Origin of the sequence: Pseudomonas sp. WS 5011 (assembly GCF_012985775.1) — a bacterium.
In the GTDB taxonomy this organism is placed as follows: Bacteria; Pseudomonadota; Gammaproteobacteria; order Pseudomonadales; family Pseudomonadaceae; genus Aquipseudomonas; species Aquipseudomonas peli.
Window position 1 is genome coordinate 17,365 of sequence record NZ_JAAQXA010000023.1, and the last position, 21,937, is coordinate 39,301.

13 protein-coding genes are annotated in these 21,937 nt (G+C 57.3%); 1 reads left to right on the plus strand and 12 read right to left on the minus strand.

Annotated features, from left to right (window positions below):
- Positions 1-2: 2 nt before the first annotated feature.
- Complete coding sequence (locus tag HBN63_RS18815; protein ID WP_170050464.1) at positions 3-185, plus strand: hypothetical protein; 183 nt, start codon at positions 3-5, stop codon at positions 183-185.
- A gap of 99 nt (positions 186-284) precedes the next feature.
- Here HBN63_RS18815 and HBN63_RS18820 read toward each other — a convergent pair whose 3' ends face one another.
- From HBN63_RS18820 to brxC, 12 genes are all read right to left on the minus strand, one after another.
- A complete protein-coding gene (locus HBN63_RS18820; RefSeq protein ID WP_170050465.1) occupies positions 285-1,271 on the minus strand; it encodes a hypothetical protein in 987 nt (328 codons plus the stop codon).
- Positions 1,268-4,042 (minus strand): hypothetical protein, encoded by a 2,775-nt coding sequence (locus HBN63_RS18825; RefSeq protein WP_239655475.1) that lies wholly within the window; start codon positions 4,040-4,042, stop codon positions 1,268-1,270. Before HBN63_RS18825 ends, HBN63_RS18820 begins: the two co-directional genes overlap by 4 nt.
- On the minus strand, positions 4,039-4,638 hold the full coding sequence (locus HBN63_RS18830) for a hypothetical protein (RefSeq protein WP_178093481.1): 600 nt from the start codon (positions 4,636-4,638) through the stop codon (positions 4,039-4,041). The genes HBN63_RS18825 and HBN63_RS18830 overlap by 4 nt, the downstream gene beginning before the upstream one ends.
- Positions 4,635-5,774 carry a hypothetical protein gene (locus HBN63_RS18835; RefSeq protein WP_345940501.1) on the minus strand — a complete coding sequence of 380 codons (1,140 nt, stop codon included), beginning with the start codon at positions 5,772-5,774 and terminating at the stop codon, positions 4,635-4,637. The genes HBN63_RS18830 and HBN63_RS18835 overlap by 4 nt, the downstream gene beginning before the upstream one ends.
- Positions 5,775-5,887: 113 nt before the next feature.
- Entirely contained in the window at positions 5,888-7,930 is a 2,043-nt protein-coding gene (gene brxL, locus HBN63_RS18840) for a protease Lon-related BREX system protein BrxL (RefSeq protein WP_178093486.1), read from the minus strand.
- Positions 7,931-7,936: 6 nt separating this feature from the next.
- Positions 7,937-10,255 carry a BREX-1 system phosphatase PglZ type B gene (gene pglZ, locus HBN63_RS18845; protein WP_170050467.1) on the minus strand — a complete coding sequence of 773 codons (2,319 nt, stop codon included), beginning with the start codon at positions 10,253-10,255 and terminating at the stop codon, positions 7,937-7,939.
- Entirely contained in the window at positions 10,252-10,851 is a 600-nt protein-coding gene (locus tag HBN63_RS18850; protein ID WP_170050468.1) for a hypothetical protein, read from the minus strand. The genes pglZ and HBN63_RS18850 overlap by 4 nt, the downstream gene beginning before the upstream one ends.
- Positions 10,851-12,125, minus strand: a complete 1,275-nt coding sequence (locus tag HBN63_RS18855; RefSeq protein ID WP_170050469.1) for an ATP-binding protein — start codon at positions 12,123-12,125, stop codon at positions 10,851-10,853. The genes HBN63_RS18850 and HBN63_RS18855 overlap by 1 nt, the downstream gene beginning before the upstream one ends.
- Positions 12,126-12,176: 51 nt before the next feature.
- A complete protein-coding gene (locus HBN63_RS18860) occupies positions 12,177-13,964 on the minus strand; it encodes a DUF262 domain-containing protein (RefSeq protein ID WP_170050470.1) in 1,788 nt (595 codons plus the stop codon).
- A complete protein-coding gene (locus HBN63_RS18865; protein WP_170050471.1) occupies positions 13,961-14,938 on the minus strand; it encodes a DUF932 domain-containing protein in 978 nt (325 codons plus the stop codon). Before HBN63_RS18865 ends, HBN63_RS18860 begins: the two co-directional genes overlap by 4 nt.
- Before the next feature lie 2 nt (positions 14,939-14,940).
- A complete protein-coding gene (locus tag HBN63_RS18870; RefSeq protein WP_170050472.1) occupies positions 14,941-18,450 on the minus strand; it encodes an N-6 DNA methylase in 3,510 nt (1,169 codons plus the stop codon).
- Entirely contained in the window at positions 18,450-21,914 is a 3,465-nt protein-coding gene (gene brxC, locus HBN63_RS18875; RefSeq protein ID WP_170050473.1) for a BREX system P-loop protein BrxC, read from the minus strand. Before brxC ends, HBN63_RS18870 begins: the two co-directional genes overlap by 1 nt.
- Positions 21,915-21,937 lie beyond the last annotated feature (23 nt).

Genomic DNA, 21,937 nt, shown 5'->3' on the forward strand with positions numbered 1-21,937 from the left:
CAATGAAACTGCTGTTACGGACTGTTGCCGCGGTATTTATGTTTGCCGGGATCCTGGCAGGCTACCTGGCGCTACTGCTGCTGGTGATCCTGATGGTGCGTTTTCCGCCATTGCTGATCGCTGTGCTTGTCGCTTGCTGGCTTCTCAGTCGACTACAGAAGTCATCTCAAAAGGTCCTAGAATAAGCTTAACCAGGACGGGTAGCCACGCGGCTATCCGTCCGCAATCATCCGGCCAACTTTCTTTTTTTGGATTGAACTGCAACCGTAGGTCATAGACCAAACCTATAAGTCATCCAGATTGACTGGGAGGGCTGTCTCACTTGAACGAGACTTAGCAATTTCGGTCAGTTCAAGGTCTTCTGAAAGCATTTTATTCACCGGTTGCTGAGAAATTCCCCGCCGTAAAAACACACTCTCCTGCTCCAATGCCAAGCCCATTCCTTGCAGAGCATCACACAGCTCGGCCAACTCGCTGGGCATGCCCAACGACCGAAGTCGACTTACCGCATCCTGATAGTTCGCTAAGTTGTCCTGCCAAATCCGTTGATTGCCATACAGCCTCAACCGCTCCTGCCAATGCGGCATTAACCAGAGTTTGCACGTGCCCCCAATGAGCTCATAGAGTCGAGCGAAGTTCTGAAGCCCAATACCATCGTAATCGGGGAAAAGGATTACCTGTGAAGCCCGCGGTCTCTTGGCCAACCAGTACAGCAGCAGGCCGCTCAGCTGTCCGGAGTAGTAGCACAAGGTGCCGCTCGCATCGGCGGGCAGCCAGCTGATATCGTCGAACAGGGCTTGGTTCTCGATCAGCCACAAGGGCGAAGCCGTGTGCCAATCATCGCCGCTCTGCACAGCCAAAGCGGCAGCCCCGCAGGTCTGCGTCAGCTGCGATACATCGAGTAGTTGGCCCTTGCCATCACGCCAGTACTGCCCGTCGTTTACGGCTTTAAGCAGCAGATACTGTACCGAGTGCCGCGCACTACCACTTTTACTGTCACGGTTCCGCGACATATTGAGGGCGCGCTGCGGGATCACACTGGCCGCATTTTCCGTGTGTCCCGGCCTTAGCTGAGCAAGGTGGGCCTGAACCTGTTCTAGGGCGGCAATCTGATACAGACTGCCGCGACCACTAACTGACAACCGCACCGCCAGGGTTCTCCGAGCGAACTCCTCCAGCGCTCCGCGCTGGGCAGCTGTCAGTTGGCTGGCAGCCAGCCTACCGCCAGCAACAAGCAGCTTTTCCAGTGCATCGGCCAGTGAACGGCTCACGCACCAGCCCCCGCCAGGCGCGGCTCCAACTCCTGCCAATTCTTGCGGCTGACGTGATTGTGTCCGCCGTGGCGAGTGATTGGTACGCAGTAACGAACGGTTGCCAGCGGCGCGGGAGAGGCGAAGATAAGCGCAAAACCGAACTCAGCAGCTGTGTCGATCAAGCTCGTCTGGTTTGGCCCATCAAGCGCCAGCGCCTCATCCAAGTAGCAGGCAGCCCGAACCGAATAGCGCTTGTCCTGCATCTGGTGCAGTAGCGCCAGCCCCGTTACCAACTTTGCCATCAGCACCGTGCCGTTGGAGGCAGCGCCATCAATATCAGCAAAGGCCTCAGGTTTCTGGCCCTCTTTACCGACGATGAAGCTCAGACGAAACAGATGCTCAACAGCCAGACCGCCTCGGGCATCACCCTCTCGGATCAGCAGGGCCTTTGCCCGTGTGAGACTCTCATCATCGAGCACACTTCCGTGGTCGAACAGCTCAAAGCTCTGGCCTGAATCCACCTGCTCCGCTGTGCTGATAAGCGCCTCGATCGCCCAGACCAGCTCCCGCTCGTCTTCAGGCTCGATCTTGAATACCGAAAGGTCGGACAACCGACGCCGGCCGATCAGCTGGTTGAATTGGCGCATCTTGGCCTTGAAATCGTTCAGGCTGCCTCGCAATTGCCGCAGGCACGCCGTGACGTTGACCACCGCTGTGCGCGCCTTACGCTCGATGGCCTCGAACTCTTGGGGCAGATGCCGGCCAAACTCGATCATCAGGCGGATCTCTTCGTCAGGATCGTCGGCCGTCTGGAACTTGGTCAAACCATCCGCATGCAGCTCGGCGAGCAACCCACGTACATCAGTTTCAAGGCTCAGCAGCCGGCGGCAGTCCTGCTGATACTCTCGCAGGTGCTCGGCCAACTGCTCAATAGCCAGCTCTGCAGCCCCAACCCACGTGTGATGCGGCAGATCAGCCAGATAGCTGAAGATAGGGTCACCATCACTGCGCCGATCGCGGCCAGTACAGATCTCCCCGTGCTGGCCGTCGAGTTCATCCTGCTGCTTACGTATGCCATCCAGCTGTTCTCGAAGACGCTGCACCTCGGCCTGGACTCCTCTCAGCTTGGCCTCCAAATCAGCCAAGACGCTCCGGCAGTCCAACAGAGATCGCTCGCGCTCAGCTCCGCGCTCGCGCAAGATGGCGAGATCGTCAAAGGCTTCCAGCTCGCGCAGGGCCTGCTGGTAGTCATGCTCTCGTTCAAGCTTGAGTGCCTCAGCGGCCCGAATTTGCTCCGCAGCCTGTAGCTGCTCATCGACCTGAGCCAGCTGGCGCTGAAGGTCAGACAACTCCTGATCGATTTCTTCAGCGCTGCGCTGACGGTGCTGGTCGGGCAGGTCAGCCAACTGCAGATCCAGTCCCGGCAGTTCAAGGCGGCCAGCCTGGCTGAGCCATTTCTCAAGGCTTTGATGCAGTTGCTCGCCGTTGAGACGGAAGCAGCTCTCCGGCAGCGTCATAACCTCCCGTGCGAACAGCCGGTTCAGGGCAGCCAGCTGCTCCGCGTTCAACTCCCGCTGCAGATGCTGATAGAGGTTGCCCGCCAGGCTTGCTCTTTCGCGACTGAGCCGCTGCACGTCCTGCGTAACCCTGTTGCGATCGCGAACAATCTCATTGGGGCTTCGACCCTGTACTCCGGCAACGAGCGCAACCTGGGCCTCGTAGGCTGCACGCGCATGCTCGATGCTACGCTCCAGCGTCTCGCGTCGGTCGATCAGCGTGAACCGGCGCTCCAGTTCAGCCTGCCGCTCACCCTCGCGCTTCAGCGCAGCCTCAGTCTGCAGGCTGCGCTCACGGGCAGCAGACCACTCTACCCGGTCATGTTGCAGCTGCTCTTCGGCTTGCTCGATGCCGGCGCGGGTCTGTTGCAGGTCAGCTGAGCGAGACTGGTAATAGCTCTGCCAGTCCTGCAGCGCCTGATCGATCAGCGGACGGAGGTGAAACAACTTGCCGCGCAACTGCAAGCGCTCCTCATACAGCGTTTCGAGGCGGCCGATCCGTTCCAGCTGCTTTTGGGCAGCTTGGTACTGCTCTCGGTCGGCATTTACATCGGCGAAAGCTTTGTCCCACTCCTGCTTGAAGTCGATGCCCGCGTCCGAAAGATCTCGGTGAAAGATCTGCAACAGGTAGTCCTTCACCTCCTTGGATTGCAGCTTGTCCAAGCGCAGAGTTCGGGTGAGCACCCGTTGGAATACCTCAGCGTGGCGGGCCTGCTCCAGGCGGAAAATTGTGAAGTCACCGTTTTCTCCCCGCCCCCGCCGACTGTTGCCATACACCATGCTGGTGAACTCGCTACCGCTATAGCGTTGGGCGAGCAAGCCGCGAGTGGCTAAATGACTCAGCAGCTGCGGTTGTGCCACCAGACAGCCGTCATCGCGCCGGTAGTCATCGAGGTTCAGTTGGCCACGGTAAGCGAAGTATTCGTAGTCGTTGCTGACACCCTTGCCAACACATCCCAGCACCACACTGCCCGACTCAGGAAGCAGCACCTCCAGCAGGATGTAGGCGCTGTTGTTGGGGAAATAGAAGCGCCGACTGCGTTCTACGTCGTGTGGACCAAAGTCCATCCGCCGCCGGTCGATGATCAGCAAGAACTGCAAGGCATTGATCAGACTGGTCTTGCCTGTATTGTTCGGAGCCACCAACGATACAGACGCATCCAAAGGTAACTCTGCGCGCTCGTAGCCTGCACTGTTAAGCAGCACCAGCCGTTGAAATCCATAATCCATCATGCTGGCTCATCCTCTTCAGTGGTCTCGATGGCCTCGCTAACATCAACACCCTCTTCAATCTCGCCGTCCTGCTCCCCGGCCAGCTTCACAAAATGATCCAGATACCGCCAGACGGCAGGCAGTAGCCGCCATCCTCCTGCAGCTGACTCAGCAAACCCATACGCACACGCGCGATCGAGCAGCCCTACGAGCGACTCTTCATCTAACCCCTCAGCCAAGAGCAAGTCATGACCGCGCTCAAGCAACTTTGCCAGCACAGCGCGATCAATGATCCAGTCACCGAATCGGTGCAGGTGCATCCCCTCGTCGGCCTTCAACTCGAACAGCAGCATGAACAACAGCGCCAGCTGGCGTGTGGTGCGGCTGACGTTGCTGCTCGCATTGTCGAAGTGGAACCAGGCAAACCCGCGCCTATCCACGCGCAGTGTGAAGCCAAGACGCCCGAACAGCTCTTGGTACTGCTCCTGCTCTTTCTCGAGCTCAGCCCACAGAACGGGCTCTGCAATATGATTCAGGTGCTTGCCCGCATTGAACAACTCGAACAGCGCGCCAAGGCTCGGCAAACGCCCCAGATGAAGTGTGACTGCTTGATTCATCGTGCGGATCTTCCATGAGGGTAGTGAGTGACGCGCAGCCAATTAAGGTCAGTACTGAGTTTCTGGTCGTCCTGCTGGAACTCCCACTCAGGCTCCCTGACAAGCTCGTGGTAAAGGCGCAGAACAGTGGCATCATCCAAATAGGTGTAGTTCGTCCGAAGCCAGTCAAGCAAGCTAGGCACAGAGCCACTGGCAGCCAGGCGCTCGCGCAGTTCGACACCATCGACGAACCGCAGCTCTGTTGCTGACTCAGCTGGAGCCTCATCGGGGAAGGCCTGACTCACAGGCTCATATGCCAGGCCCTCAGCCATGATGGTGAGTACCTCATCGCCAACCGTTACCCGCCGGGGACGCTCTGCGCGCCAGACAGGGAAGTCTGGTTGTCGGAATGTGCGCGACAAGCCGCGCTTGCGCACCTGTCCAAGAAGCTGGCTGACGGCAGCAGACAGGCTGTTATGCCGCCTGAGCTCTTCTCGCAACGGTAAAAGCGTATCGCTGCACTGCTTCAGCACCTCCCGGCCAAGCCGACGAAGCTCTTTGACCTGAAAGCCGGCCTGACGTACCAGCATACGCAAGGTGTAAAGCGCCCCCTGAACAGCGAGCTTCTCCTGGCAGTAGTCAATCTGCCGCTCTGCCTCCTCCAGCAGGCGGTAGAAGCTGCCGGACGGGCCGCTGTCCATCATTTCCGCCATTGGCTCGATGTAATCATCATAGGCCTGTAGCACCTGCCGGTAACGCCGCTCGGCAGGCACATGGGCCTCAGTGCTCTTGGCTTTCTCGGCAATTTCGAGAATGGCGTGGCGATCCTGATCCAGCTGCTGGGCAATCTGGCGAAACAACTCAGTAAGCTGGACGGCGGACTGACGCAGCAGATCAAGGTCATTACCCTCGATCGCCTCATTCAAGCGCTCCGTAGCATCGCGAATTCCTTGCACTCGGGCCTGGAGCACTGCAGATAGCCCAAGCTCATGCTCTCTGTTCAGGCCACGGACGAATTCAAGCACCAAGGGATTGAGCTGCAGCAGTTCATCCCTTGGGAGGACACGAAGAATTTCGGTGTTGATCAGCGCTCGCAGAACATTCTCACGGGCGTCTCGCAGCATGCCTGGATCAACCTTACTGATCAGCGCCAGCACTTGCTCTGATTCAAATGCTGGAATCTCTCGAGTGCGCTGTACCAGCCACTCGACCACCGGCCAGTGGCTATAAAGGGCGAATACCAGAGAGCGTGGATTAGCCATGTGCTTAGCTATTCCACAATCGCCTTCAACAACGCATCCCGTGCATCCTGATAAAACTGGATATCGATCTTGGTCGCCATGTCGTCTGACAGGTCATACAGCTGACGCCTCGCCGTAACAGGCATGAGCAGTGCGCTCGCGCCCTTCTCAACCGCAAGCTCAGCGATATTTACTGCGTTGCTGATGGGCTCAATAGAGCCGCCCAAATTGATCTCGCCGACAACGATCAGTCCGCCTTTAACTGATTTTTTCAGCAGGCTGCTGCACATGGCGATCAACGCTGCCATGCCCAGCTTGGAACCTCGTTTTGCAGCATCGAATGCACGTAGCTGGATGGAGAACTCGTGAGAGCGAGGGTCTCGATCGCCAACCAGCTGAACAGACCGTGAATACAGGTTCTGCTCGGCATAGCGTACCGACTCCTTGAACGCCGCCGGCGCGGGATTGTTGAGAATCTTCACCCCGGAGCCTGGTCCACCGTTAACTTCGATACGGTACAGACCAGCATTGTCGTCGATGTCAGCGCCGCCTTCACTGATAGCCCAGATCTGGCCTGGCTCCAGCGGATCGTCACCAATCTCGTTGTCAGCTCTGAGTTCGGGCGTGGCAACAAACTTCTCGACGCCATCGTCGCCGATGAAGTAGCTGAAATGGGTGTTACGGAACTCGGCAGCCCCTACCCGCTTCTGCTGCTCTTTTACGCGGCGGCGCACTTCAAGGCCCAAACGGGTTGCCCACTCCAGATCCTCGTCGGAGACGGGCATATCCTGGTTGGGGTACATCAGTTTGAGCAGACCAGAAACCGTTTTGTTAACGGCATTCGTATCACGGCCGCTAAGGGCACCGCCCAGGTGAACGCGGTTTTGCATCGCTGACACGCGGCTCTCGAATCTAAGTCGGCTCATGCATTCCGAGAAGAAGTCACTAACCAAACCAAAGTGGTCCGTGGTCAGATCCTTGTTCATCTTCGGCACATCCCAGCCTGGGAGGTAACAGTGGATGCGATCCATCCATGCCGTATCGTCGCGCATCTCGGCGGGCAGTGGGCCAAAGAGGTGGCCAACACGTTGCTGGTGCTCAACATCCACGTCGAAGTTGCCAACAAACACCATGGAGCCATCAGCACGGATGCTTTCCTTGCCACGGCTGAACTCACCGGACTCCATGTAGCCCTTCATAATGTTGATCCCTTCCTTGGTATCGAAGGAGATCCCGCTAACCTCGTCAAAACAGACCACATCGTACTGGCAGACCAGACCGCGCTGCCCGCTGGCGTTGTTGACGAACATCTTGGCAATGGTCGCCTTGCCGCCCGAAATCAGGTGCGCATAAGGCGATACCTGCTGGAACAGGTGACTCTTACCAGTACCACGCGGCCCCAGCTCGACCATGTTGTAGTTGCGCTCCACGAAGGGCACCATCCGAAGCAGGATGGCATCCTTGGCACGCTGGGTCAGTGCATTGGATTCCAGACCGATGGACCGCACCAGAAAGTCGCGCCACTCATCGCTGCTGAAGTTACTGCGTGCCTCCGCCAGGATATCCAGCACGTTGCGCTTGGACATCTGGATTGGTCGCAGCTCCGAGATGCCAAAGGCGTTGCCCTTCTCTTCAGCAATCACACTGTCGTATTCCAGAGTGACCTCGGCATAAAAGCCACCGGTCAACAGCCGCTCATTGTCATCGACAATCTTGTCGGGGATGCGGACCCGATTGAGGTTTAGGCTTGGCAGACTGGCCAGGTAACCACCCTCTTTTTCCACGAACCGCACGCTGACAATATCGATCAGCTTGGCCGAACCATCCTTGTAGGCCCGAGCTTTGAATAGCTCCTCCTCGCCGGCGCGCACAGTGCGAGAGGCCAGCTGACGCTGCACAATCTCAAGCCCCTCTTCAATCTCTTGAGGGTCGGTCGAGGCGCAATAGCGGCCCAGCATAAATTCGACCACATAGGTCGGTACCGGAAACTGGCGGGCAAAGGTTCGCACCAGATCCTTGCGGACCAGGTAACCCTCAAATGCTGCTGCGGCCTTGTGGTCCAGCGTATCCATTTCCACTTATTCGTCTCCTACCAGTGTCGGCTTCTTCGCCAGCACATTACCTTGATCATCCAGCAGCACCAGCACCGCTGAGCAGCCCTCAAACTGGTCATCAGCCATCAAGCTGCATTTGCCGTCTTTTAGCGGCTTGCGTTTGGTGATTTCAGAATCTGGATCGGCTGGGTGAGTCCTCAGCACTGCCAATACGCCCTCAGCCGTAGTTTCAGCCTGAATCTTGCAGGTCAGGCCCAACCAGCGAATATCTGACAGAGTCGCGGTCAACGCAGATACGGCCGTGACCGCCTTGGTATTGCGTATCTGAATCACCGGCGTCATGCACTCCTGCAAGCTCAGGCCACCGTGGTCATAGTTTTGACCGGCCTTGAAGCTGCAAACGCCAGGCGCCATGGCGATGCTGACGGCACTATTCCAATACCAGCCCACTTGCTGATAGCCCGAATCCACAGAATCCTTGATCACCGCACAACGGCCCCAGCGCGTTTCGGTCAGATGCTTGGGCAAGTCCACTTTCGCCATAGGCCGGGGAGTCAGTATCCAACCATGGTCAGTCACAATTCGAATCTTGCGCCAACCCGCAGCGATCAGTTCCTCTGCACGCTCGACGACCTCGTCGAGTAAGGTATCGATGCGTGCTGCGAGCTTCAGGCCCTTAACATGGCCTTCCTTATCAATGTCACCACTTTGCAACCAGGCATTCGAGGCAGGGTCACCTGACTCCCCCTCTTCCAGATACTGCCAGCCTTTCTCGTCGAGGAACTTGCGCAGGTAGTGCGAGGAAAAGTCCTTGTCATCATCCGCGAGGCTCGGTTCAAAATCCCGGTCTGTTAGTCGGCCGGTCAGCCGAGCATGCACCGGCGTTACTGCCGCCTTGGCTGTAGCCGTTACCGAAGGCAATGCTGCCCAGTTCGAGTCCAACTGAATTTCGCCCAGGCCTTGCAGCTTGGCCGCTAAGCGTTGCGCCGTATCAAAGCGCAGGCCATCGACAAAAAACACCGCCTCGCCGGCCACGGCATACTCCGCCGTAGCTTCATTGATCTGATCATTGCCTGGATAGCCCTTACTACGCACCAGGTTCTGGAAGTTGCGTGTCACACCGTCCAGCCAGGGGGTGTAAATCAGATCCAATAGGCCTTGCACCAATGCCTGTTGACCAGGTGACAGCGGATAAGCCATTGCGCGCAGCGCATGATCATCTGCAAGCCAATAGCAGTCGCGATACTGGCTCGCCATTTCCTCAGGGTCTGCTCCAGAGAATGTATTGGTGGTGGCTTTAGCGATCTCAGCCAGATGTTCCAGCACTCCTGCCAGGGGAGCCATAGCCAGGGCATGCCATACCCAGTTACGGCGCTCCGCATGATGGCTCTCAAGCTGAACGATGCTCAGACGCGCTTTCGCCGGATCAAGCTGCAACAGTCCGTTTAGATCACGTTCAAGCTGCTGCTCTTCAATGGCATTGATAGAAGGGTAACTGGCACCGTTGGCCGCCAAATCTGCCTGCACCTTCAATAGCAGCTGCGGCAACTGAGGGTAATGCGTGCATGACTCCAAAAAGCGTTGCCAGACACCCTCCCAGACACCCTGACGCTGGCATAGCAGCTCAGCCGCCGTGAGTTCGCCATCCAGCTCTGGATTGAAGTGATATTCGGTTTCGCAAATACCGACCAAGGCTTGCCATCGGGAAGACTCCCAGCGTTCACGACAGGCCTGGCTGTCGTTCATCCAGCTGAGCAGATCACGTACCGGATCGCTGCTGACCAGCTTGTTGAAGTCCGCTGCTTCAAGGCGTCGATTGCTCAAGTCATCGCGTTCGCTCTCGAGAATCTCGGGCAATACACGCAACATGACCTGCTGGGTTTTCTCATCCTTGGCCACATCAAGCCCGGCACCGCCGTTACTGGAGACCAGGAAGGCATTCACCGTCCAGTCACGCCCCGCATTGCTATAGATCCACCAGCAGCCCCGGTACTGCAATTCAGCCAGCGGCTTGAGCGAGTCAGGACAGGCAGCAATGGCGCGCAAATCACGTCGTTCAAAACCTGGTAGATAGACAATAGGCGTCCGGCCAGCTGGCAACTCAACATCTGGCAAGACACCTTCGACCACACATTTAATCCAGATCGCCGGACCTGTTTTGCGTTCAGGGGCATAGTTGCCCAGCACGATCAGTTCCGGCAGAGCAGCCTGCAACATGGGTAATGCCGACTCCCACTGACGCAACTTGTCAGTCCAGAGAATGACATTGGGCGCGGCTTGAACGTTCGAGTTGTAAGCGGCACTGGCGCGGACTTCATCGGCCAGCAAATCAATCAGTTTCATAGCAATCCCTGGCGGTTGGCTTCGTACCAGACAAAAGGTGATTTCTTTTTCAGATACTCTGCTGGCAACCCGAACTCCAGATAATCCTGATACCAGCTCGCGCGCATATCACGACACTGCGTATCGTCCAAACCAAGACGCTCAATGGTTTGCTCAACCAAACGCATGGGTGCAGCAGCTAGACGTGGATTTGGGTAAATGTGCCCCGTTGAAAGCTGCAACCGAAACAGATCCGGCGCGAGATAAAACGGATCAAGCACATCGCTGTATTCTCGCTTGCGGCTGTTCATCGTCGAACATGCCAGCCTGTAGTTGCTCCATTCATAGGCGAGGCCCGCATCGGCGGACTTGGCAATGAAATGATCGACACTCCCACCGCCCATCACACGCTCAAAATGCACTCCCAGGTATGCGCAAATACCGCTGTAAGCCTGGTGTAGATCTGTTAAACAGGCTCGCCAATAGGGCTCTATCTCTGTTTTTGGCGGCAGAGGCCGATCCAGAGCGATTCCATTTCGTTTGAGATGCGTCAAGCCCTTTTGGCGTACCTTCACATCAAAATCAGCAGGCTCTGGTTGCGCAGCAACAGGGATCATTACAACCACCCCTGCTTTTCACCCACATACCGCCAACGAATCCAGAATGGATCCGTATCGCCCAGCAAGGTACGCAGCTTGGCATCAAGCTTCTTGGCCAGTTCAGCATCAATCACTTCTTCAGAAAGGATCTTGGCAGCTTGCTCAAGGGTCTGTTCAGCGGCCAACGATCTGGCACTACCAAGGTCGAAAGCTTCGCTGGTGAGCCAGCGGGACGCATCGCCCTGGCGCACAAACGTTCGCTTGCGCAGCACCACTTCATCCTGTTCAAGGTCCAGGTCAAACCAGGCGTCCTTGCGCTCAGCAAACAGCGGTTCGACCGATGCCATGATCAGCGGGGAATGGGTTGCCGTAATCAGTTGCACATCCGGGCGGGCTGTCAGCTTCTTCATCACCTCCAACAGCGCCGGCACGATAGTTCGCTGCCAACTAGGGTGCAGATGGGACTCGACCTCATCAATCAGGAACACCACCTGGTGGGTCGGATCCTCACCCAGGTGATCCGCCGCCTTGCGATGTTCAAGCCAAGCCCAGACGAGGAAATAAGCCAAGGCCATCACCCGCTTCATGCCTGAGGAGGCATGCAGCACCAGCACATCCTGCTTGTAGGGCATGGTGATGGTGGGAATGTCCCGCACATCATCCAGACTCAGCTTGCCCAACTTGCCCGGCAGCATGGCCTCCCTGGCACTAGGAGAGAGCACCTTGAGGACGCTTTTCAGCAGCTTGAAGGCCTCGCCATCTTCCTTTTGCCAAGTCGCCCAATCCTGGATCAGGCCATTACACAGCACGCTACCGTCATCAACCAGGCCATCCCACACCTCTGATGAGCTGAACACGAAGGCTGGGCGCCGCTCCTGGACGTCTACATCATTCTTGGTTTGCCAGTAGTTCCGCGCTGGGTCCCAGACTGCAAAGCTGCCATCACTCATGGCGTAAAGCACCAGACCGGGATTGGCCGGGCGGCCAGAGCGGCCTGTCCAGGCCTCTTCGCGCGGCTGGTAATTACTGATGTAACGCTCGTCCTTGCTCTTGCCGCTAAAGCAAAAGCTGATCTCGCCTTCCTGCTTTGCGTGCGGCCTGACTTTTTTACCTACTGTCAGGCGGCTATTCAGCTCTGCAGGCCACTTGCGGGTCAGAGACCACCAAGCGATATCCAATAAAAAGCTCTTTCCTAACCCATTGTCACCGGTGATGAGATTCAGCCGCTCGCCAAACTCGAGTTCCATCGAAGGCGCAGGTCCCACATGGGTCAACTTGAGCTCTTTAAGCATTTTCTACTCCGGTAAAGTGGCAGCGTGGGCAAAACAAGGGTGAATCCATGATCACAAAACCGACAGAGGATACTTCTGCAGCACCTCTTGCACCAAAAGATCCGTGCGTGCCTTGAGCTTATCCACGGTCCAGCTAGTTTCGTTGACCAACGCCTGGTTCAAGTGCAGGCCATTGTTGTAGCCCACCTTGCGCCCTTGGCTATCCAGCCGGCTCTGTTTTTCAGCAAAGCTCTTGTTACCCAGCGCGCTGTTGTAGCCAGAGATAGTCAGATTCCCCAGGCAGTGGGCGTAGGTTTGGCGGTGTTGTTCCGCTAGCGCAGCGTCGCCGTTGGCGATCATCTGTACCCAGGTATCGGGGATGTTTTCACCCTGAGGGAAAATGTGCTCGATCGTCCATACGTACTGCTTGCCTTTCAAGGCCCAGAGATCAACCCGGGTTTCAAGGGTCATACGACTTTCTTCAAGAGCGCAAAGCACAAAGCGGCAAACGGCCTTGTTGTCTTCATAGACAGGTCCCTTAAGGCTCTTCTCAAACTGCTCGTCACTGGCGCTTTCGCCTGTCAGGCGTTGCTGGATATGGCTGACCACTGCCTGGCCTTTTAACGCCAACACTGTCTCGGCCACATCCATAAAAATCCGGGTTAGGTCTCGGGTAGGCGGCAGGTCGGTGGTGTTGCGCCGCACAAAGAAGGCGATGAGGAAATGCACCACCTGCTCCAGGTGCTCCTGCTCAAGCTCGAGGGTGTCCTTACGCTCAAACAGCACCATCAACAACAGATAGGCTGCGGCACCTTGGATACGATCCAGCGACAACAGCAGACCGGATAGCTTTGGCTGCTCAGGCACGGCGCGGTAACCCACGATCTGAGCGTAATGGGCAGAGAGCCGGATCATTGCCTGCAGGAAGCTCTCAGCATCATGTGCGATCAGCTTCTCGTACACCTGCATCAGGTTGGATTTGGTCGCCACCGGCACCGAGACGATGTCCTTCAAATCAGGCTTGAAAGCGTTGTAGTACTGACGGAAGAATCGCTCCTGCACCGCATAGTCATCTCCCAGGGCATCGATGACTTTCTTCCAGCGGTTGTAGTGCTTGTCGATGCTGCCAGAGTCCTTCGCTTCAAGCACAGCCAGTAGCTTGTTCTTGATCAGATCAATGGCCGTCAAAGGCACGCCACGATTGTTCAGCGATTCAAACAGCGTGTAGGCATCCGAATGACCGGCGACCTCGATCTTGACCAGGGTGGCGGTGTTCACTTTTTCTAGCAGCGCTTGCAAGCCCGCGACTGGCTCACTGAGCTCTTGCAGATACTGCTCAATACGCCACAGAAAGTGCCGGTAGGCTTTCAGCACACGGCGGTTACCTGCGTGCTGCACTTGCTCCACATCGTCCAAAATCCCGGCTTTGCCGAGCACCGCGAAGTAATCCTGCTGGTTGTAGTTTTGCACCTGGGGGATCAAACGAGGCTGGTCTGACTTTTTCTTCAGCACCAGCTTGTGCTTGAGGTTATACAGCTCAATCTGCTGCTCCATGCCCAGGTTGGGCAGCACTCTGAAGCTTTGGTAGATCGCAGCTAGCAACAGCGACAAAGTAGTCATGCGTTGCTGACCATCCACCAGCTCCAGGCTTTGTACCGACAAAGCGTCTTGCGACTGATTGATGCAAATGATCGAGCCAAGAAAATAATTCGGCTCGTTCTCCAGCAAATCGTCGAACAGCGCATCCCACTGTGCTCGACTCCAGGTGTACTCACGTTGGTAGCGCGGGATGGCGTAGATGACGCCACTTTCAATATCGAGCAGAGTGGAGACTGGGTAGTTATAAACCGACTTGATCATAATCTGGCGATAGCCTCTGCTGTTTTCAGGTGTTCGCCCAGATAGGCTTCAAACGTGAAATCACGCTTTTCAATCTGCTCAACAAATTCATCGATCCAGTCACCAGCCTTATGCTGAAAGCCATCAATCATGGTTTCTGGGGCGATAACCCCTACAGGCCGGCTGGCGTAATCTGTCAGCACATTGAGGGCGGCATAGCCGTGCTCCCCCATCGACACAAAATAATCACTGGCCAGATCCGCAATGGCCTGGCGGAACTTAACCAGCTCATCAGCCCGGCGTTGTTTGATGGGAGTATCAGAGGCAATGCGCACGTCAAATACCTTGCACGCGAGCGGTAGCATCCAGCGTGCAGGCACATGAAAGCGCTGTAAATTATTCAGCTTGGCCACAAAGAGTTTTTCTAGCAGCTTGATACCAGCGAGATTCTCATGCCAACGGCGCATTTCATCTTGCAACTGCCGGGTATGGGCAAAGCTGATTTCGACACTTTTACCGCCAAAGATCAGCCCATTCAGGCAGATCCACCGGCAAAAGCCGACCTCAAAGCGCAGACGGCGGGTGCGGTTGTAGCTGTTGGTAATACGCACAAAAGGTACCCAGCGGTCGTTCTGCCAGGGCTCAAAATCGCTTCCTTTGTGAATCAGGTCGATATGACAGAACGATCGCGACTTGGGCATGGTCACGTTTAGGCAGGCCATATCCTCCATCGAGGTAAAGTCAAAAACCTGCTTAAGTGCATCGGCGGCTAAGTCATACGCCTGACGATTAGTAACCAAGCGATAATCCTCGGTCACCACTGCAAAGGCATGGTTACCCTCTACATCGACCACCGCTTGGTGACGAGGAAGCGCCTGATACCCGCCTCCAGCAAACAGGTCGTTACCTTGAGCTGAAGCCTCGATAAAAACCGGCCTCAGCTCGACAGGGAAAAAAGCTACCGCAGGATCCAACGCGGACCATTTACGTTCCATGTTTAATGGCTCCTTGCCGCCCGCTTCTCAGCCAAGTTCAGGTGATGATCATTGATCCGTGCGCCCTCGCCTTCGTCGTATTGCAGGCCGAGCGTATACCAGGGGGCAGATTCGACGTCCTTGCCGCGATCCTTGGTCCATTTGATGTTGGGGCCCCAGCGCAGGATGCCGGCGCCTTTCTTGCTGACGTCTCGGGCATACAGGAATGGTCGGATATTGAGGCGCACGCCGTCGTTGAGGTCGGGGGTCCAGCCGATGGGTTGTTCGGCCAGGGGCTTCCAGCGGACGAAGATGTCGTAGGGCTTTTCGCCTTCGAGGATGGCTTCCAGTTCTTTCTTCAGTGCTTCCGCTGCGGCGAGGCGTTCCTGGGCGCCGTCTTCGCCATTGGCGAGGCCCGCTTGCTGGGTGCGAATCCAGTCGCCCAGGTAGGTGTAGATCAGGCGTTCCAGGCCGGCCTTGTCGAGCTTGTGGTAGTTGACCAGTACGCTGAAGCCGTCCTTGAGGCCGTCCCAGATGTGCCAGATAAAGGGTCGATGCTGGAACAATTTGCAGTGCTGCTCGAAGAACTTGTCGCGCAGCCAGAGGCTGAGGGATTTGCTGCCGACGGCATCAAGCAGGCGGTTTTTCAGCGGGGTGGTCCAAGCATCGCCATAGGCGGCTTGCAGCAGAGCTTCCAGGCGCTGATCGGCGGCCTTTTCACCGCGCACCGGCGGAAGGCAGACAATGCCGTCGTCATCGACAAAACCGGCCAGTTCCTCGCAGCGCTCTACCCACTCACGCTGTTCGGCGGCCAGCTCCATCTCCGGGTCCAGCTCTGCCGGCCAGCGGTAACCGAGCAGGCGGGCGACGGCGACTTGCAGTACGCTGTCATCGACGCGCAGCTCGCCATGCGCGGTCCATTTGCTGTCTTCGTCCCAGATTACCGAGCCACAGGGGTGGCCGTGGAAGATCCATTGGGTGGGGTCGTTGGCGTAGGGCTGGGGTAGGCCGTTGGGGTATTGCTCTCGGCCAACTTCAGTCCAGTGATTCAGGTCGAACGGAACCTTGACAACCGCACTAGATGTAATCGCCAGCTTTTGATTAAAACGGCGCACCTCAGTTGCAAAATCACCAAACTCTAAAAATGCACGAACTGGAAGAATAAATCGCGTCTCTTTAGGAATAATAGCGTGAATGTTGTCGTCAAATATCTCGCCATGGTAATAGGCTTTTGGAAGATCTTTCATCTTTCCTACTACAATACCTTTTTTACCCCAAGCATTTCGGCCATCAAAGCGAAAACCCTTACATTCTTTTTTTGCAATCAGCTCAGGATTTAATATTCGAGATGACTTGCCGGATGAAAAGCTTTCATAGCTTGGCGTGGAAGACATGTAAAGCCAATTAATTTGCTGTTGAGTAAGCTCCCAAAATCTCCTTGTATAGGCACTTGTATCACCTGGCGCCATACCGTGCGCATAGTCAGCAAAGTCAGACAGCATGCCGCTGTTGTTAAGAGCATCTAAACTGATGACAGCATCAGGATTCTCCAACTGCCTCCCCTGCTCGACACTCTTAACTTCATCTGCCAACAACCCCGCAGCCTTCTCCGCCGCCGTGCGCGGCTCGGACACATCCACGCCACGAATCCAGTTGCCCTGCTCGCCACTGTGAAGCAGATCCGCCGACTGGCCTGCGGCATTGCCACGGCTCAGGGTGAGCAGTTGCACGTTGAAGTCCCACATGGGGGTCTGAAATGCCTGCGCTCCCAAGCGAGCAATCAAATGCCAGCTGTCGTTCTGCAATAGCTTTTCGCGGAACTTGCGGTAGCTAGTGAGAAATAGCCAGTTCTGTGGCAACACAATGCTGGCGGTACCGCCCTGCTCACAGAACTCCAGGCAACGGTCGAGAAAGACCGTTGCCAGATCATTCTTGCCTTCGGGGTAATAGCTTTCGCAGTAATCCTTGAGGGTGTCGTGCTGCTTGCCGCGCGCCAGGTAAGGCACGTTGGTGATCACCCAGGTGTATTGGCCGGACAGCAGTTCAGCGGCCTTGGCCAAGCCTTGGGCGACAATGCCGGCCTCCAGGCGATTGGTCAGGGCAGACATTTCACCGTCGGCCTGGCTTTGCTGGTTGGCCTGATCCTGACTGAGTGCCTCACCCAGCAGTTGCTGCAATTCACCCCACTGGGCGATCTGCGCGGCCTTGCTGCGGCGTGGATTGATCAGGCTGCCGAGTACCGGGGCATCCTGAAAGGTCTGGTACATCCAGTCCAGGGCAATGGTCAGATTCTGCTTACCGGCCTTGCGGCTGAGTTCTTTCCATTCGTCGCGCGCAGCGGCGATGGACAGGCCACTACAGGCCAGGTGCAGTTCTGGCAGGGTGCGGTAACCACCGGCATCGGGGTAACGCCAGGCTTCCAGCGCCACAGCAAAAGCCGCCAGCTCGACGCAGCGCTGATCCAGCTCCAGGCCGTGCAGGTTTTCGCTCAGTACCTTGTCAATGGCTTGGCGGGCGTTGAGCTGCTCGGCCTGCATGCGCATGGGCACCAGCATCAGGAAGGCGGCGACCAGAAAATGGCCGGAGCCGCAGCAGGGGTCGAGGGTTTTAAGCTCACTGAGGTGCTTGGGCCAGGCGTCAAAGGCGCCGGAGGCAGGTTGCCATTGCTGAGTTTGCTCGTCTTTTACAAAACGCAGGTAGCTCAGCGGTACGCCGGGGATGGCCGCTTTTTCGCGTAGCTCTTGTTCGCTGTGGGCTGTTTTCCAGTCGTGGTCGGTGAGGCGTTGACCCGCCCACCAGGCGCCCAGGCTGTTATCCAGCAGGAAGCTGACCATATAGGGTTCGGTAAACAGCTGGGTGACGGGCGAGAGTTCGTCGGCACCGATCTTCACCTCAGACTTGTTGACCTCTTCCTTACGCTTGCTTTGCCAGAACTGGTAGACCCAGCCGAGGCTGTCCTGGGCCTGGAAGGTATCCGGGGCCAGGCCGGTGACCAGCTTCTCCAGTTCGCGCTGGTGTTCGGGGGCGAACTCCAGGGCAAACACCGGTGAGTCGATGCGGAAGATCTGCGGCAGCATTTTCGAGGCCAGCACGCCGGCCAGCTCCCAGCCACTGTTGCATCGGCGCTCCAGCTCATCACGCAGAGTGTCCGGGTCCTGGATCAGTTCGCTGCATTCGGCCAAGGTCAGCGGTGTGTGCTCGTCATACATCAGCAGATGGTTCTGCTCCAGAAAACGGGCGAACAACATGCGGTGCCAGTGCTCGTAGGCAACTTCGGTGATCAGCTTATTCAGGCTTTGCTGGCCGTTGGCCTGTTTGCAGTCACCCAACTGGCGGCCATGGGCGCGCAGACGGGTACGCAGCTGGCGTTGCTGGTCATTGAGGTAATCAGCCGCTTTGGCTTCGCCCACGCTCAGGCGGGTTAGCGCCTGACTGGCGGCCGTTTCGGCGATGTCACGGGCTTTGACGACGGTAGCTTCCAGCGCACGGCGCAGGGCTTTGTCGAGGGGCTGGCGATGTGTGGCTTGGGTCATCAGAAGGTCACCGGTCCGTCGTTGAGTTTGCTGAGAATCTGTTGTTTGACTTCGGCCAGCCAGGCATCGATATCGGCTTCGCTTTCAAAAGTTTTGCGCGGCAAGTTGATGCGCTGCAGCTTGGGTTGCAGCAGTTCGGCGGCTTCCAGGCGGGCGCTGTCGAACTTGCTGGCGAGGGAGTCGGTGCGATCGGTCCACTGCTCCAAACTGACCTCGCTGAGGCTGTCGAGAATCGCCTCGGCATCGTTGAGAGTGGGTTGCTCCAGAGTCAGCAGCTTGCGTTTTTCCAGAATGGCGCGCTGTTGCTCGTCGCTGAGTTGCTGCCAGTGGCTGTCAGCTTGGAGTTGGGCCAGGCACTTGGCGTGCTGATCGAGATAGGCCTGCACATGAAACTGGATAGCGTCGCGCAGTTTGCTAACCAGCTGCTGAATCAAGCCGGTGGCCGGGTTGGGATCATCCAGCAGGGAGCGGTGCTGACTGATGGCATCGGCTTCGGCCTGAATGGGCGCGTGGAAGGCCAGGCCGCGACTGACGTCGAGCAGGCTGGTCAGCAGGGTCCAGTCACCTCGGCGGGCTTCAATGCGCTGGGCGGTATCGCTCCAGTCCTTGATTGCCTGTTTGATGGCCTCCTGCTCATCAAGCACCTGCTTGAGCTGGGCATTGCCGGACTGACGGGCCAGTTCATCAAAGACCTTGGTATCCGGTACTGCCGGCAAGGGTGCCGCGCCACCGGCACGCTTGGCCAACTCGCGGCCCTTTTCAGCCAACAGCGGTAGCTTGCTGGCCTCCTCGCCTGGCTGGCAATCAATCCCGCTGGCACTGAGTACGCCACGAATCTTGATCAGGTCCACCGGGCGGATGGTGATGCTTTCCGGGCGGAAGCTGGCCTGGGTGATCTGCTTGCGTTCCAAGGCACTGGCGGTGACCGGGTTGTTGCGGCTGTCGCTGGCGATCAGGATGCCGCTGGCAAGCAACACATAGAGCGCGCCGTCGATGGCGTCCTGCGGCCAGCCATAGGGCGCGGCGAGGAAGTGCTCGCGGATCTCACTGCCCTTTTTCGAGACGCCGATAAAACGCTTGATGGCGGCACAGACGGGATGCTGTTCGGCATCGCCACTGTAACCAAGCAGCTCCAGGGCGTTCTGGCCGCCGTCTTTGCTGGCACGCTCGTAGACCTTGCCCCAGGCTGGGTGGTCGGCTTGGTCGAACTCCCGATACAGGCGAACCAGTGAGGCCTTGGCAGCGGTTTCGACCCGGTCGCTGATGCTGTTGCCGTCTACCTCGTTACCGCCGGCCTGCAACACCTGTACACCCTCGAAGATTTCACGCAGCAGGGCTTGCACCTGTTTCTGGGCATCGCGGTGGCGGGTTTCCATGGCGCTACGGGCGTCTTTGCCGGCATCGGTGTTGGGGATGCCGCGCTTGTCCAGGGTGGCCTGGGCGGCGTGCTCAGCGGCAATGGCGTTGGTCAGCTCGGAACGGTTGCGTGCCGGAACGTAGATGAAGATGGTCGGCTCGCTGGGGTTGCGGCTGCGGGCCTCGGTCATAAAGCTTTTTTCGTCCAGCGCCCAGCCATCCTGCACCCAGGCGTAAATCTTGTCGCTGGCGTCTTTTGGCAGCTCGGGATCAAAGCAGGGAATGACCTGGCGGGGTTCGTTGCATTTGCCCTGGGTCAGGCGCACCTGGGCGATCTGGCGGCGCAGTTCCTTGTGCAGCAGATCCACGCGGATGTTTTCTACCCGCTGCAGGTTACCGCGCAGGTCGGCCTCTTCCTGGCGCAGGGTGTCGTACCACTGGGCGCTTTCCTGGGTTTGCAGCCGATATTCGGTGCCAGTGCTGGTTTGCATGGGCATAACCAGACCATCGTCTGCCAGCTCCTGCAGCAGTTTGGGTACCTGGGTACGGATGGCGTCTTTGCCCTGGTTAAGATCATCAATCAGCAAATCGCTGAGCATGTCGGCGGTGGCGCGTACGCCACAGTCTGCAGTTGGGTCAGTGGGCAATTTACCAATTAGCAGCACTAGGGACAGGATGCGGGATTTGAGCTTCTCGTCAGCATCACCGGCTGACAAGCGGCCAATGGTTTCAGCGATTTCTTTGGAAATCACTCCGGTCTGCAACAGGTTGACCGAGATCTGGTTGTAGATGAAGTCAGCGGCGACCACGTGCCCCAGAGGCTGATCTGCCGTGGCTTGAGCGGCCTCGTGGATGACCTTGAGTTGGTTACGCAGCTGCGAGGCAGTGCCTGTGGTATCAACAATACGCAGGACCTTTTCCCAAAAGCGCCGGCGCACCGGCAGCAGCGGATAGTCGGCCAGCATGACCTTTTCATCGTCGCGGTGGTGCTCGATCTTGGTACCGCGAAGCTGACGGGAAATTTCGCCCAGATGGGACTGCATGACTTGCTCGAGGTGCGGGCGAGCCGAGGCTTTTTTGCGCAGGATGACTTTGCGAATCACCGATTCGACATCGGTATCCGAAAGCTGCACAGGAATCTGGAAACGGCCGAGCAAACGCTGCAGGTTAGCCATGCCTGACAGTGCGCTCTGCCCGGTGGACACGAACAACATCTTGCTCTTGAACTTGGAGCTCTTGCAGCAGGTTTCGACGACTTCCTGTACCTGGTGGGCCTTCTCCGAGTCCGAGCCGACGTACTGCTGCACCTCATCGAGCACCACCAGTGTCAGCGGGAACTGGCCGTCCTTCACTAGGGCGTCATAGATGGCGTCGACCATCTGCTGGTTGGTCACATCCTGCACATTGGGGTACTGCTCGCGCAGCAGCTGGCGCACTTGTTTAACGTCATCGCCCAGGGTGCTGTCGATAGCCAGCAAGGCACGTGAAATGCTGCTGGAAACGTAGAGGTCTTCCAGCTCGTCATCCCAGTTGTCGCCTGCTGCTTCAACGTGGGCTTTAACCTGATCGAAAATGCCCTGCTTATGCAGCCACAGCACAAAGCGCGCCTGGTGGTATTGCTCCGGCAGGCCGGCGGACTTGAACACAATGTTCAGCAGCGCCAGGCGCACATTGTTGTTGGCGCCGGCACCTAAAGTGCCCGAAGCGGCGTGGAGGCCACCGTGGCGCTTGGCCTGGATACTCAGCTCCTTGAAGTGATCCTTGATCTCCTGAGGCAGATCGGCAATGTCACGAGCAGCTACGCCATCACTGAACTCCTGGTTGGTCCAAAGAGCGCGAAGCATTTTAGCCAGGTGCGATTTACCCGAACCGAAGAAACCAGAGATCCACACGCCGGGCTGTTCATGGCCGTCACCCAGGTTACGCAGGTAGGCGGAGAGAATTTTATCGAGACCCGCCTGGTATTCGCCGTCACAGACAAAGGTCTGCAATTCATAGCGCAGGGTTTTCAGGGCCTGCTGGGACTGGTCGTCTTTGACCTCGGCAACGCCGTTGTTTTCCAGCCGGTTCTGTTGCGGGTCTAGGTCGTAAATCTCGCGGTTCAACATCCTGGGCGTACTCCCTGTGCGCA